Genomic DNA, 12,863 nt, shown 5'->3' with positions numbered 1-12,863 from the left:
CACCGTGAAGAGCCTCGTTCAGAGCAGCGCTTGACACAGAGGGGTGCCAGATCCGGATGTGTCGAGAGGGCACATCTCCAGCGCACAGATCGCGTGGATCGCGCTGGGGCCTCCGACCGCTCCCACCACCGCGCTCACCGAACAGTCAGCCGGGCGCTGAAGCTGGTGTCGCCGTCGCGGTGTCCTTGTGATGGTGGGTGATCACGTCCGCCATCGTCGGCGCCTTGACCGCGGCGGCCTTCTCCTGGCGCTCCTGCTCACGGTCGACGGCGCGTGAGTTGCGGGTGGCCTTGGCGACCCACATCCGGGCGGCTGACTCGGACATGTGGCAGAGGCCCGGGATCTGGGGGTACTGCTGGCACATCGACGGGCCGCGGCGGGTCGACGACGCCGGTGCGGCAGGCGCCGGAGCCGGGGCGCCCGAGAGGCCGACGGCTGCGAACAGCCGCCGGCCCTCGGCGCCGCAGGAAGCGCAGGACACCGACGCAGGAGGCGGCGACGGCGTCCAGTGCTCCGCGCGGGTCCCGCAGGTGCCGCACTGGTAGTCCACGAGGATCGGCATCAGGCGTGCCTCACTCGTAGCAGTACGGCGCGTGCTTGAGCTCGGCCCAGTCGTCGGGGTCGTGGGTGATCCAGATCGTGGCCTCCTCGGCCTCCGCGATCCGCTTGATCCGGCGCAGCGAGTCGAGGGCGACGCGGGTGTCCCAGTCGATCGGGAAGTGGTACTCCAGCTCGAGGGCCTGGCGCAGGTGCACGGCGTCGCCGGTGAGCAGGAACGTTCGGGAGGCGAGCCGCACCTTGAGGCTCAGCTCTCCGGGGGTGTGGCCGGGCATCGACAGCAGGACCAGCGAGCCGTCGCCGAACAGGTCCAGGTCGCAGCCGGGCACCTCGCGCCAGTCGTAGTCCTTGGTCCGCGCCAGCTGGTCGGGCATGTAGCAGAACGCCCCGATCGGAGCCGGGAAGTTCGCGAACGCCAGCTCGCCGCCGCCGATGTAGTGCTTCGCCTCCGGGAAGAGGTGGACGCCGCCGGCGTGGTCGAAGTGGAAGTGCGAGGTGATCACGTGGGTGACGTCGGAGGTCTTGTAGCCGAGCGCCTCGACCTGCTTGTCGACCGCCTGCTCCGGCGTACCTCCGATGCCGAGCCCGTCGGCCAGCTCCTGGCCGTACATCCCCACCGGGTCGGTGATCGCCTCCGGCGCGATGCCGGTGTCGAACAGCACGAGCCCCTTCGGGTGCTCGATGAGGAACGACGGCATCGGGATGGTCACCATGCCCGAGAGGCCGTACATCAGGCTGTTGGAGTCGACCGTGAGGGTCGGGCAGTCCAGCGCCCACAGCTTGCGCGCGAAACCGAGGGACATCGGCTCGTCCTTCCGTGCTCGGGTTGGTGAGCCCTCACCGTGCTGCGCCCGGGCCGGAGGCCGCCGTCCCACTTTGCGACAGGGCAGACACACTGTCGCAAACTCGCACACTCCCCGGAGCCGCGGCGGCCGTTGGATCGTCCCCATGAGCACCGGGCAGATCGCGACGCTCGTCGGTCCGGCGACCGTGGAGCTCCAGGAGTACGACGTCCCGGAGCCCGGTCCCGGCGCCGTCCTGCTCGCCGTGCGCCGCGCCAACGTCTGCGGCACCGACGTCCACCAGTGGCACTACGAGTCGCTGCTGCTGCGCGACGCAGGCCTCGGGCACGAGTTCGTCGGCGAGGTCGTCGCGCTCGGCGAGGGCGTCTCCACTGACTTCGCCGGCGAGCCACTGGCCTTGGGCGACCGGGTCGTCCCCGTCTACTACCTGACCTGCCACCGGTGCCCGCCGTGCCTGCGCTCGGAGTTCAATCTGTGCCAGAACGGCCTGGCCGAGTGGAAGCTCAAGCCCGAGGTGGCGCCGCACTTCCGCTCCGGCTTCGCCACGCACTACTACCTCTTCCCGGGGCAGTACTTCTACAAGGTCCCCGACTCGGTCCCCGACGAGACGGTGGCCGGTGCCAACTGCGGCCTGGCGCAGATGCTCTTCACCATCGACCAGGTGGGCCTGGCGGCCGGCGAGACGCTGGTCGTCCAAGGGGCCGGGGGGCTCGGGCTGTACGCCGCCGCGGTGGCCCACGAACGTGGGGCGCGGGTGATCGCGATCGACGGCGTGCCCGAGCGGCTCGAGCTCGCCCGCGCCTTCGGCGCCGACGAGACCGTCAGCCTCGCCGACTTCCCCGAGTCGGCCGACCGGGTCGCCCGGGTGCAGGAGCTCACCGGCGGTGTGGGGGCGGACCTGGTGCTCGAGGTGACCGGTGTGCCGGCGTCGTTCGTCGAGGCCATCGACCTGGCGCGCGTGGGTGGCCGGATCGCGTCGGTCGGCAACCTCAACGCCGAGGCGACGGTGACCATGACGCCGGGGTTCGTGACCCGCAAGAGCGTCCACATCCACGGCGTCCTGCGCTACCACCCGTGGTACCTCCACCAGGCCGTCCAGTTCCTCGCCCGGCGGCAGCACCTGCACCCGTTCGAGGCGTTCTCGGACCGCTCCTACCCGCTCGCCGAGGTCACCGACGCGCTCAAGGCCGGCGAGAGCCGCTCGGTCGCGCGGGTGGCCATCGTCCCGTGACAACCCTTCAAGGCAGACCGAGAGAGACGAGACCACCCGTGGACTTCCCGACCCAGCTCTTCATCGACGGCGAGTGGAGGGACGCCGACGACGGCGCGACGTTCGACGTCATCGACCCCTCGACCGGCGAGCTCGTCGCCCAGGTGGCCGACGCCACCGAGGACGACGTCCGCGCGATGGTGGACGGCGCCGCGGCGGCGCAGGACGGCTGGGCCGCGACGCCGGCCGTCGAGCGGGCCGCGATCCTCCGCCGGGCCGCCCGGATCTTCGAGGAGCGGCTCGACGAGCTCGCCCGGCTGCTGAGCCGCGAGCAGGGCAAGCCGGTCGCTCAGGCGGTCGGCGAGCTGCAGTACGGCATCGGCTTCATCGACTGGTTCGCCGAGGAGGCCCGCCGGGTCCACGGCATGACCATCCCGGCGACCACCAGCGCCAAGCGGATCATCACCATCAAGCAGCCGATCGGCGTCACCGCCTGCATCACCCCGTGGAACTTCCCGTCGCTGCAGATCCTCCGCAAGCTCGGCGCCTGCCTCGCCGCCGGCAGCACCATGGTGCTCAAGCCCGCGGAGCTCACGCCGCTGTCGGCGCTCGAGATCGGCCGGGTCCTCCACGACGCCGGCCTGCCGCCGGGCGTGCTGCAGATCGCTCCGTCCAACGACGCCCCCAAGGTCAGCGGCGTCTTCATGGCCGACAAGCGGGTCCGGATGATCTCGTTCACCGGCTCCACCGAGGTCGGCAAGATCCTGATGCGCGGCGCGGCCGACACGATGAAGCGGGTGAGCCTCGAGCTCGGCGGGCACGCGCCGTTCATCGTCTTCGAGGACGCCGACCTGGACCTCGTCCACCGCGAGGCGATGGCGGTCAAGCTCCGCAACATGGGCCAGACCTGCGTCTCGGCCAACCGGTTCTTCGTGCACGAGTCGGTGGCCGAGGAGTTCGGCAAGCGGCTCGCCGGGTCGTTCGCCGAGCTCACCGTCGGCAACGCCCTCGACGACGGCACCGACGTCGGACCGCTGGTCGAGGAGGCGGCGCTGGTCAAGGTGGAGGCGCACGTCGCCGACGCCGTCGCCAAGGGCGCCGAGGTGCTGCTCGGGGGTCACCGGGCGGAGACCGGCCACGACTCGGCGCTCTACTTCGAGCCGACCGTCATCACGGGTGCCGACGAGTCGATGCTGCTCGCCCAGGAGGAGACCTTCGGCCCGGTCGCGCCGATCTTCACGTTCACCGACGAGGACGACGTCGTACGCCGCGCCAACGACTCCGACTACGGGCTCGCGGGCTACTTCTTCACCCGCGACCTCAACCGGGCGATCCGGGTCGCCGAGCGGCTCGAGTACGGCACCGTCGGCGTCAACGACGCCCAGATCTCCGCGGTGCAGGCCCCGTTCGGCGGCGTGAAGCAGTCCGGCATCGGCCGCGAGGGCGGTCCGCTGGGCATCGAGGAGTACCTGGACACCAAGTACCTCTCCCTCGGCGGGCTGTGACCGGCACGGACCCGGGTACGACACGGTCATGGCCGACTTCACCTTCGCCGAGCTCACCCCGACCGCCTTCCTGAGGCGGTCGGCGGACGTCTACGCCGGGCGCGACGCCGTCGTCGACGGCGACCTGCGGCTGACCTACCGCGAGCTCTACGACCGCTGCCGGGCGCTGACCGGCGTGCTCGCCGGGCTGGGCGTGGACCCCGGCGACCGGGTGGCGGTGCTGGCCACCAACAGCCACGTCCTGCTGGAGATGCACCACGCCGTCCCGATGCGCGGCGCGGTGCTGGTGCCGCTCAACATCCGGCTCTCCCCGGAGGAGCTGTCCTACATCCTCGACCACTCCGGCGCCACGTTGCTCGTCCTCAGCGAGGAGTTCGCCGAGGTGGGTGCGCGGGTCGCCGCCGAGGTGGGGGTCCCGGTGCTGCAGGCCGGGCCGGGCAGCGACTACGAGCGGCTGCTGGCCGACGCGGAGCCGGCCGAGGTGCCGTGCACCGACGAGCGCGGGCTGCTCGGCATCAACTACACCAGCGGCACGACCGGACGGCCCAAGGGCGTGATGACCCACCACCGCGGCGCCTACCTGCAGAGCCTGTCGCTGCTGGTGCACAGCCGGATGGACCAGCGGACGTCGTACCTCTGGACCGTCCCGATGTTCCACTGCAACGGCTGGTGCCTCACCTGGGGCGTGACGGCCATCGGCGGCCTGCACGTCTGCCTGCGCAAGATCGACGCCGAGCACATCTGGGCGCTGCTGCGCGAGGAGGGCGTCACCCACTTCAGCGCGGCGCCGACCGTGCTGACCATGGTGGCGGACGCCGAGGGCGCCGCCGGGCCGCCGCTCGAGCACCGGGTCGCCGTCCAGACCGGCGGCTCCCCGCCGTCGCCCACGCTGCTCGCCCGGATGGACCGGCTCGGCATGGACGTCACCCACCTCTACGGACTCACCGAGACCTTCGGGCCGATCGGCATCAACGAGTGGCAGTCCCAGTGGGACGCCCTCGACGCCGACGAGCAGGCCGCGCTGCGGGCCCGGCAGGGCGTCGGCAACGTCATCGCCGAGCCGCTGCGCGTCGTGGACGAGCACGGCGCCGACGTGCCCCGCGACGGCGCCACCCCCGGCGAGATCGTCGCTCGCGGGAACGACGTGATGCTCGGCTACTACCGCGACGACGACGCCACGGCGGCGGTGACCCTGGACGGGTGGTTCCGCACCGGCGACCTCGCGGTGATGCACGCCGACGGCTACCTCGAGATAACCGACCGGGCCAAGGACGTGATCATCACCGGCGGCGAGAACGTCGCCTCGGTCGAGGTCGAGCGGGTCATCGACTCCCACCCGGACGTCGTCGAGTCCGCCGTCGTGGGCGCACCCGACGAGCGCTGGGGCGAGATCCCGGTGGCGTTCGTGACCGTGCGTGCCGGGTCGACGGTCACCGCCGACGAGATCGCGGCGCACGTGCGCGCGCACCTGGCCGGCTTCAAGGTGCCCAAGCAGATCCACTTCACCGAGATCCCCAAGACCTCCACCGGGAAGATCCAGAAGCAGGCCCTGCGGCAGACCGTCCACGAGTCCGCGCGGTCCGCCGGATGACCGCCGCGCTCACCGGGGTCGGGGTCACCAGCTTCGGCCGGCAGCCGGGGCCGGACTCCGTCGAGTGGCAGGTCGAGGCCGCCTCCCTCGCGCTGGCCGACGCGGGGGTCGACGCCGACGCGGTCGACACGCTGATCACCGGCTACTCCACGGTCGCCAGCCACCTGATGCCCGCGAACCTGTTCGCGGAGCGGTTCGGGATCCGCCCCGCGACGGCCTTCGGGATGAGCGTCGGCGGCGCGACCGGGCTGGCCATGCTCGCGCAGGCCGCGCGGCTGGTCGCCTCGGGCACGGCCCGGCACGTGCTGGTCGTGGCGGGGGAGGACCGGGCCAGCGGCCAGACCCGCGAGACCTCGACCAGGACCCTCGCCCAGGTCGGACACCGGCGCTACGAGGTGCCGCTGGGCGGGACCGTCCCGGCCTACTACGCGCTGCTGGCCTCCCGCTACCTCTGGACCTACGGCCTGGAGCCCGCGTCGCTGGCGGCGTTCCCGGTGCAGATGCGCGCGCACGCAGCGCGCAAGCTCGGAGCCCAGTTCCAGAAGGAGATCACCGTCGAGGACGTGCTGGCCTCGCGGCCGGTCGCCGAGCCCCTGCGGCTGCTCGACTGCTGCCCGGTCTCCGACGGCGGCGCGGCGTTCGTGGTCTCGGCCGCGCCCACCGGCGACCGGTCGCTGGAGATCGCCGGCACCGGCCAGGCGCACCGGCACCAGCACCTCTCCGCGATGGAGCCCGGCGCCTCCGGCGCGAGCCTGGCCGCGCAGCGCGCGCTCGCCGAGGCCGACCTGTCGTGGGAGGCGGTCGACGTCTACGGGATCTACGACAGCTTCTCGATCACCGTCACGATGCTCCTCGAGGAGCTCGGGCTGACCCCGCCCGGGCGCGCGGGCGCCTACGCCCGGGCGGGTGCGTTCGAGGTCGACGGCCGCTACCCCATGAACACCCACGGCGGCCTGCTTTCCTACGGCCACTGCGGTGTCGGTGGCGGGATGGCCCACCTCGCGGAGGTCGCGATGCAGCTGCGGCACGAGCGCGGGGCGAGCCAGGTCGGCGGCGCCGAGGTCGGCTACGTGCACGCCGACGGCGGGGTGCTGTCCGCCCACGTCGGCGTGGTGCTGCGGAGGAGGAGCTGATGGAACGCCGTCGCGACGACTGGACCGCCGACGTGCCCGTCCTGATGGTCACCGCGTGCGGCCGGTGCGGCAACCACTGGTACCTCCCGCACGAGCACTGCCCGGTCTGCGGGTCCGACGAGGTCGCGGACGTCGCGGCCTCCGGCGGCGGGCTCTGCGTGGCGGTCACCCGGCTGCACGTCACCGCCGAACCGACGGACGCCGCGGCGGGGCCGGTCCGCCTGGCCCTGGTCGAGCTCGACGAGGGGCCGGTGGTCATGGGCCGCGCCCACGACGACGCCCTGTCGCCCGGCGACCGAGCGGTCGTCTCGTTCCGTCCCGACGGGCACGACGGCGTGCTCGTCCCCAGCTTCGCCCAGGCAGGATCCGCATGAGCACCCTCGACTTCTTCCACCGGCCCGCGTCCGTCGCGGTCGTCGGCGCCTCCGACGACCCGGAGAAGATCGGTGGCCGGCCGCTGCGCTACATGCGCGAGTTCGGGTACGCCGGGACGGTCGTGGCGGTGAACCCCAAGCGGGACACCGTGCAGGGGATGCCGACCGTGCCGCGGCTCGAGGACTCGCCGGTCGTGCCCGACGTGGCGCTGGTCGCCGTGCCCGGTCAGGCCGCCGTCGACGCCGTTCGCGTGGCCGCCGAGCTGGGCGTCAAGGGCGCCATCGTGATGTCGTCCGGCTTCGGCGAGACGCACACCGCCGAGGGACTGCGGATGCAGGAGGAGCTGCTCGGACACGCGCGCTCCGCCGGGATGCGGGTGGTCGGCCCCAACTCGCAGGGGCTGGCGTCGTTCCACTCCGGCGCCGTCCTCGGCTTCTCCACGCTGTTCACCGAGGAGCCGCCGGCCGACGGCCCGGTCGGGATCATCAGCCAGAGCGGGGCGCTCGCCTCGGTGCCCTACGGCATCCTGCGCCGGCGGGGGATCGGCGTCCGCTACGCGCACGGAACCGGCAACGACCTCGACGTCACCGCCGCCGAGCTGGCCGCAGAGGCCGTGCTGGACCCGGACCTGCGTCTGCTCCTCCTCTACCTGGAGGGCGTGACCGACGCCGACTCGCTCGTCGAGCTCGGCGAACGCTCCCGCCAGGGCGGCGTCCCCGTCGTCGCCCTGGTCGGGGGGCGGTCGCAGTCCGGGTCACGGGCCGCGGCGTCCCACACCGGTGCGCTCGCGACCGAGCGCCGGGTGCTCGACGCGTTCCTCGAGCGGGTCGGGATCTGGCAGGTGCACTCGGTCAAGGAGCTGGTCTCGGCCAGCGAGCTCTACCTCCAGGACTGGCGGCCGGCGGGCGACGGGCTCGCGGTGGTGTCCAACTCCGGGGCGGTCTGCGTGCTGGCCGCCGACGCCGCCGAGGACGCCGGTCTGCCGCTGGCGACGCTGTCCGAGTCGACGGTCGCCGGGCTCAAGACCGAGCTGCCGGCGTTCGCCGCCACCGCCAACCCGGTCGACGTGACTGCCGCCCTCCTCACCGACAGCGGGCTGTTCGGCCGGGTGCTCCCGGTCCTCGGCGCGGACCCCGCCGTCGACGCCTGCCTGCTCGGTATCCCCGTGGCGGGGAGGGGGTACGACGTCGAGCGGTTCGCCCGGGACGCCGCCGCCTTCGCGGCGTCGGGCACGCCGATCGTCTGTGCGATCCCCCAGCCCAACGTCGCGGCACCGTTCGTCGAGGCCGGGCTGCCGGTCTTCGAGGAGGAGGCGTCGGCGGTCGCCGCGCTGGCCCAGTACCTCGCGCACCGCAGACGGATGGCGCGCGCGGACAGCCTCCCCCGCCCGGCCGTGGGCGCTCGTGCGGGGGAGGCGGCGGGCCCGGTCGCGGGCGCGCTCAACGAGGCGCAGAGCCTCGCCGCCCTGGCCGAGCTCGGGGTGCCGGTCGTCGCCCACGAGCTGGTCCCCACGGTCGGCGAGGTCGTCGGAGCCTTCGACCGGCTCGGCGCCGCGCAGGTCGTGGTCAAGGGCAGCAGCCCCGACGCCACGCACAAGTCCGAGCTCGGCCTGGTGCGACTGCGCTGCGCCTCCGGGGAGGAGGCAGTGGCGGCGGCCGAGGAGATCGCCTCCTCGGCCGCGTCCCACGGCGTCGCGCTCGACGGCTTCCTGGTGGCGCCGATGGTCCGCGGCCTGCACGAGGGCCTGGTCGGTGCGTCGCTCGACCCGGTCTTCGGGCCGGTGATGCTGCTCGGTGCCGGCGGCGTCTACGTCGAGGCGACTCCCGACACCCAGGTCCTGCTGGCGCCGTGCACGCTCGAGGAGGTCCACGAGGCGATCGGCCGGCTGCGGATGGCGCCGCTCCTGGCCGGCGTACGTGGCGAACCGGCGGTGGACGTCGACGCCTGGGCCAAGGCGGTGGTTCGTGCGTCCGAGGCGCTGGCCGACCCGACGAGCGAGGTGGCCGGCTTCGACGCCAACCCGCTGATGCTGCTCGAGGACGGCGTCGTCGCCGTGGACGCGGTGGTGCTGCGCCGCTGACCACGGCCGTGGTCGTGGCCGTTCAGCGGCGCACGATGGTCGACCCGAGCAGCGCGGTCACCAGCGCGGTCCCGGCGGCCGCGGTGAACGCCGCCGAGAACCCGGCACCCGAGAGCGCGATCGCCGTGAGGACCGCCGTGCCCAGCGCCGCCCCCACCTGGGTGGCCGAGCTGGCCAGGCCCGAGGCCAGGCCCGCGTGCGAGTCGGGCGCGGCTGACGCGATGACCATGGTCGTGGGGGTGAAGCTCAGCGCCACGCCGGTCGCCACCAGCAGCAGGCCCGGCAGCACGGCGACAGGGTAGGCCGCGTCGGCCGGTCCGTGCGCGAGCCACAGGTGACCGCCGGCCAGGACGGTCAGGCCCACGACCAGGCTGCGCCGCGGGCCGACCGCGCGCAGGACCCGCGGCAGCAGGGTGAGTGAGACGACGAACCCGGCCACCGACGTCGGCACCATGGCGAGCCCGCCGAGCTCGGGCGACATCCTCAGCGCCTTCTGCACGTAGAGCGCGACCAGGACGAACGTGGAGGCCCGGGCCGCTCCGCCCAGCACGGAGAGCGCGACACCGGTCGACAGCACCGGGGAGCGGAAGAGGTGCAGGGGGACCAGCGGGTCGGGCACGCGTCGCTCCACCGCGACGAACGCGGCCAGCAGCCCCACGGCGGCCGACAGCCCGATGACCGCCCGGGGCGAGGTCCACTCGCCCTCGACCGCGCCGAGTGCACCCTGGACCAGCGCGACGACCGCGGCGGTGACCAGCGCGGCTCCGAGAAGGTCGAACCGCCGGCCGGGCACCGGCGGGCTGTCGTCCAGCACCCGAGTCGCCGAGAACGCCGCCGCCACCGACACGGGGACCGTCACCAAGAAGACCGACGACCACCCGAAGGCCCCGGTGAGCAGGCCGCCGGCGAAGACGCCGGTTGCGCCCCCGACGGTCGAGGCCGCGCCCCACAGGCTCATCGCACGTGCGCGGTGCTCACCGGGGAAGTTCACGAGCAGCAGGGCCATCGCGGCGGGCGCCAGGGCCGCGGCGCCCGCTCCCTGGACGATGCGTCCCGCGACCAGCACCGACTCGTGGTTCGCTGCGGCCGCCAGCAGCGTCCCGACGGTGAAGACCGCTGACCCGGCCGTGAACACGCGGCGCCGCCCGAGCAGGTCCGCGACCCGGCCGAACAGCAGCAGGAGACCGCCGAAGGTCACGACGTAGGCGTTGACCACCCAGCTGAGCGAGGTGGCGTCCAGGCCGAGGTCGGCCTGGATCGACGGGAGTGCCACGTTGACGATCGAGGTGTCCAGCATGACGACGAACTGGGCCGAGACGAGCGCGGCGAGCGCCGCCGTGCGGCGACGGCGTCCGGCGTGGTCGGACCCGGGGTGCGGGAGGTCGGTGCGGGCGAGGGTGTCGGTGGAGTTCATGGCGGTCACCTGGGTCGTGGAGGGTGGGACCTCCCCAAGGTCGCGGCCACGGGTGTCCGGTCGCACCGGCGAGATCGCCGGGTTCCGCTGTTCCGCACCCCACGTCGGCGTCCACGGATCGCCCGGTCGAACCTTCGGTGCGGTGGTCGTGACCCGCGTCCGGGGCCGCCGGAACCCGGCGAATCTCCCAGCGCGACGGGCCGGCCCCGGCGACGACGCTCGTCCCACCGGCACCGTCCGCCGGCCGACCCTCACGAGGAGACGACATGTCCACCGACCTGCACCACCCGCAGGGGCACCCAGGCACCCGCAGCGGCCATCATCCCAGCCCCCACCACCAGGGCGCTACGCGTCACGACCAGGGCGCCGAGGAACCGCGCCGGCCGTGGACCGTGCTGGCCCTGATGCTCGCTGCCCAGGTGATGGTGGTCCTCGACGTGAGCGTCGTGAACGTCGCGCTGCCGAGCATCGCCTCCGACCTCCGCCTGTCGTCGAGCGACTACCAGTGGGCGGTCAGCGCCTACGTGCTGCTCAGCGGCGGCCTCCTGCTGCTCGGGGGGCGGATGGCCGACCTGTTCGACCGGCGCCGGATGTTCCTGACCGGCCTGGCGGTGTTCACCCTCGGCTCGCTGGCCGCCGGCATCGCCGGGACCGCGACGCAGCTCATCCTGGCGCGTGGCGCCCAGGGAGCAGGCGCCGCCATGCTCACCCCCGCCGCGATGTCGGTCGTGATGGCGACGTACGCAGGCCGTCAGCGGGCGACCGCGCTGGCCCTCTGGGGCACCGTGGCCAGCATGGGCATCGCCGCCGGCGTCCTGTTCGGCGGCATCCTCACCACGGCCCTCGACTGGCGCGCCGTGTTCTTCATCAACGTGCCCGTCGGGGTCGCCGTCCTCGTGGGCGTCCTGGCCAAGGTCCCGTCCTCGCCCACCACCAGCCATGGCCCTCGTCGGATCGACGCCTCCGGTGCGCTGCTTCTGGTCGCCGGCCTGCTCTCGCTGGTGTACGCCGTCGAGTCCACGACCAGCCACGGGTGGACCTCTGGCCAGACCCTCGGCGGCGCCGCGGCCGCCCTCGTGCTGCTGGCCTCGTTCGTGGTCAACGAGCGCAAGGTGCCGGCCCCCATCGTCCCGCCCGCCACCTGGCGGGTCCGGTCGCTCGTGTCCGCCTCGGTCGTGATGGCGGGCGTCACCGGGGCGGTCGTCGGGGCGATCTTCCTCAGCTCGATCTACCTGCAGCAGGTGCTCGGCTCCTCCGCGCTGGTCGCCGGGCTGCAGTTCCTGCCTCTCGCGGGCTTCATCACCCTGTCCGCCGCGGCGGCGTCGCACGCCCTGCCGCACGTCGGTGCCAAGCGGCTCATCGCCGTCGGCCTGGTGGTCGCCGCGGCGGGGGCGCTCGTCCTCGCCGCGATCGACGCCGACCCCGCCTACGTCACGGACGTGCTCCCCGGGTTCACCCTCCTCGGGCTGGGTGTCGGGCCGATGTTCGTCGCGATCTCGGTCGCCGCGATGGCCGACGTCGCACCCCAGCAGTCGGGTCTCGGCTCGGGCCTGCTGATGACCGGTCACGAGATCGGTGCCGCCCTGGGGGTCGCGGCGCTGACCGCGATCGGGGGCGACCTCACCACGCGTGCCGGGATCATCGGCGGCGCCCAGGACGCCTTCCTCGCGGTGGCGATCGGGCTCGCGGCCCTGATGCTGCCGACCCTGCTGCTGCCCGCCCACGATCCCGACGCCGTGGCTCACGGCCACGGGCACGGGCACGGCCACGGGCACGGACACTGAGCGACCCGCAGCGATCGACCGCCCCGGCCCAGGCCCGCCTGGCGCCGGGGCGGTCGACACCCACCCGCAACAGCCGGAGGACCTGATGATGCGAGACACACCCCGCGTGTTCATCGGCTCGGTCGTGTTCCTCCTCGAGGGACCCCTCGACGATCGCGTGGTCGACGCGCTGCTGCTCTCGGTCGCGAGCCTCCCCGGCGTACGCGCCTGCGAGCACGACGCGGCCGCCGGGGCGCTCGTGGTCACCGCCGGGGCGCCGATGGACCGCGCGGCCGTCGTCGCGGCGATCGACCGGGCCGGCTGCCGGATCCGTCCCTGACCGCCTAGGGTGCCGGCAGTGCTGAGGGGACGGGAGCGGGAGCAAGGACTGCTGCGCGACGTGGTCGTGGCGGCCGTGGCCGGTCGCGGGC

General features: G+C 73.4%; 11 protein-coding genes. 8 read left to right on the top strand and 3 right to left on the bottom strand.

Annotation, left to right across the window (positions count from 1 at the left end; all coding sequences use genetic code 11):
• Window positions 1-145: 145 nt before the first annotated feature.
• Together JHD21_RS15295 and JHD21_RS15290 are read right to left on the bottom strand one after the other, a co-directional pair.
• Complete coding sequence (locus JHD21_RS15295; RefSeq protein ID WP_292676947.1) at window positions 146-562, bottom strand: hypothetical protein; 417 nt, start codon at window positions 560-562, stop codon at window positions 146-148.
• Window positions 563-572: 10 nt separating this feature from the next.
• Window positions 573-1,361, bottom strand: coding sequence for an N-acyl homoserine lactonase family protein (locus JHD21_RS15290; protein WP_292676945.1), 789 nt, complete (start codon window positions 1,359-1,361; stop codon window positions 573-575).
• A gap of 145 nt (window positions 1,362-1,506) precedes the next feature.
• Here JHD21_RS15290 and JHD21_RS15285 point away from each other — a divergent pair, with 145 nt between their 5' ends.
• Genes JHD21_RS15285 through JHD21_RS15260 form a run of 6 tightly spaced genes read left to right on the top strand, consistent with a single transcriptional unit; the run spans window position 1,507 to window position 9,255 of the window.
• The gene (locus JHD21_RS15285) at window positions 1,507-2,592 is read left to right on the top strand and encodes a zinc-binding dehydrogenase (RefSeq protein WP_292676943.1); all 1,086 of its coding nucleotides are present in this window, start codon (window positions 1,507-1,509) and stop codon (window positions 2,590-2,592) included.
• A 38-nt stretch (window positions 2,593-2,630) separates the two neighbouring features.
• The gene (locus tag JHD21_RS15280) at window positions 2,631-4,076 is read left to right on the top strand and encodes an NAD-dependent succinate-semialdehyde dehydrogenase (protein WP_292676941.1); all 1,446 of its coding nucleotides are present in this window, start codon (window positions 2,631-2,633) and stop codon (window positions 4,074-4,076) included.
• Between the two features lie 28 nt (window positions 4,077-4,104).
• Window positions 4,105-5,667 (top strand): acyl--CoA ligase family protein, encoded by a 1,563-nt coding sequence (locus JHD21_RS15275; RefSeq protein WP_292676939.1) that lies wholly within the window; start codon window positions 4,105-4,107, stop codon window positions 5,665-5,667.
• Entirely contained in the window at window positions 5,664-6,800 is a 1,137-nt protein-coding gene (locus JHD21_RS15270) for a thiolase family protein (RefSeq protein ID WP_292676937.1), read from the top strand. Before JHD21_RS15275 ends, JHD21_RS15270 begins: the two co-directional genes overlap by 4 nt.
• Window positions 6,800-7,174, top strand: a complete 375-nt coding sequence (locus tag JHD21_RS15265; protein ID WP_292676935.1) for an OB-fold domain-containing protein — start codon at window positions 6,800-6,802, stop codon at window positions 7,172-7,174. Before JHD21_RS15270 ends, JHD21_RS15265 begins: the two co-directional genes overlap by 1 nt.
• A complete protein-coding gene (locus JHD21_RS15260; protein ID WP_292676933.1) occupies window positions 7,171-9,255 on the top strand; it encodes an acetate--CoA ligase family protein in 2,085 nt (694 codons plus the stop codon). Before JHD21_RS15265 ends, JHD21_RS15260 begins: the two co-directional genes overlap by 4 nt.
• 22 nt (window positions 9,256-9,277) lie before the next feature.
• On the opposite strand, the gene JHD21_RS15255 is transcribed toward JHD21_RS15260, so the two are convergent.
• The gene (locus JHD21_RS15255) at window positions 9,278-10,669 is read right to left on the bottom strand and encodes an MFS transporter (RefSeq protein WP_292676930.1); all 1,392 of its coding nucleotides are present in this window, start codon (window positions 10,667-10,669) and stop codon (window positions 9,278-9,280) included.
• A 266-nt stretch (window positions 10,670-10,935) separates the two neighbouring features.
• On the opposite strand from JHD21_RS15255, the gene JHD21_RS15250 reads away from it, so the two are divergent.
• Both JHD21_RS15250 and JHD21_RS15245 read left to right on the top strand, forming a co-directional pair.
• Window positions 10,936-12,453: an MFS transporter gene (locus JHD21_RS15250; RefSeq protein ID WP_292676929.1), complete on the top strand. Its 1,518-nt coding sequence runs from the start codon at window positions 10,936-10,938 to the stop codon at window positions 12,451-12,453.
• 88 nt (window positions 12,454-12,541) lie between these two features.
• Window positions 12,542-12,772, top strand: a complete 231-nt coding sequence (locus JHD21_RS15245) for a hypothetical protein (protein ID WP_292676928.1) — start codon at window positions 12,542-12,544, stop codon at window positions 12,770-12,772.
• Window positions 12,773-12,863 lie beyond the last annotated feature (91 nt).

Source organism: Nocardioides sp., from assembly GCF_016462705.1.
GTDB lineage: Bacteria > Actinomycetota > Actinomycetes > Propionibacteriales > Nocardioidaceae > Nocardioides.
This window is presented reverse-complemented; position numbering and strand designations above follow the sequence as displayed.

Excerpts from the sequence above, each read along its gene's own strand:
- JHD21_RS15295 (WP_292676947.1), bottom strand. The coding sequence starts at position 562 with ATGCCGATCCTCGTGGACTACCAGTGCGGCACCTGCGGGACCCGCGCG.
- JHD21_RS15290 (WP_292676945.1), bottom strand. The coding sequence starts at position 1,361 with ATGTCCCTCGGTTTCGCGCGCAAGCTGTGGGCGCTGGACTGCCCGACC.
- JHD21_RS15285 (WP_292676943.1), top strand. The coding sequence starts at position 1,507 with ATGAGCACCGGGCAGATCGCGACGCTCGTCGGTCCGGCGACCGTGGAG.
- JHD21_RS15275 (WP_292676939.1), top strand. The coding sequence starts at position 4,105 with ATGGCCGACTTCACCTTCGCCGAGCTCACCCCGACCGCCTTCCTGAGG.
- JHD21_RS15270 (WP_292676937.1), top strand. The coding sequence starts at position 5,664 with ATGACCGCCGCGCTCACCGGGGTCGGGGTCACCAGCTTCGGCCGGCAG.
- JHD21_RS15265 (WP_292676935.1), top strand. The coding sequence starts at position 6,800 with ATGGAACGCCGTCGCGACGACTGGACCGCCGACGTGCCCGTCCTGATG.
- JHD21_RS15260 (WP_292676933.1), top strand. The coding sequence starts at position 7,171 with ATGAGCACCCTCGACTTCTTCCACCGGCCCGCGTCCGTCGCGGTCGTC.
- JHD21_RS15255 (WP_292676930.1), bottom strand. The coding sequence starts at position 10,669 with ATGAACTCCACCGACACCCTCGCCCGCACCGACCTCCCGCACCCCGGG.
- JHD21_RS15250 (WP_292676929.1), top strand. The coding sequence starts at position 10,936 with ATGTCCACCGACCTGCACCACCCGCAGGGGCACCCAGGCACCCGCAGC.
- JHD21_RS15245 (WP_292676928.1), top strand. The coding sequence starts at position 12,542 with ATGCGAGACACACCCCGCGTGTTCATCGGCTCGGTCGTGTTCCTCCTC.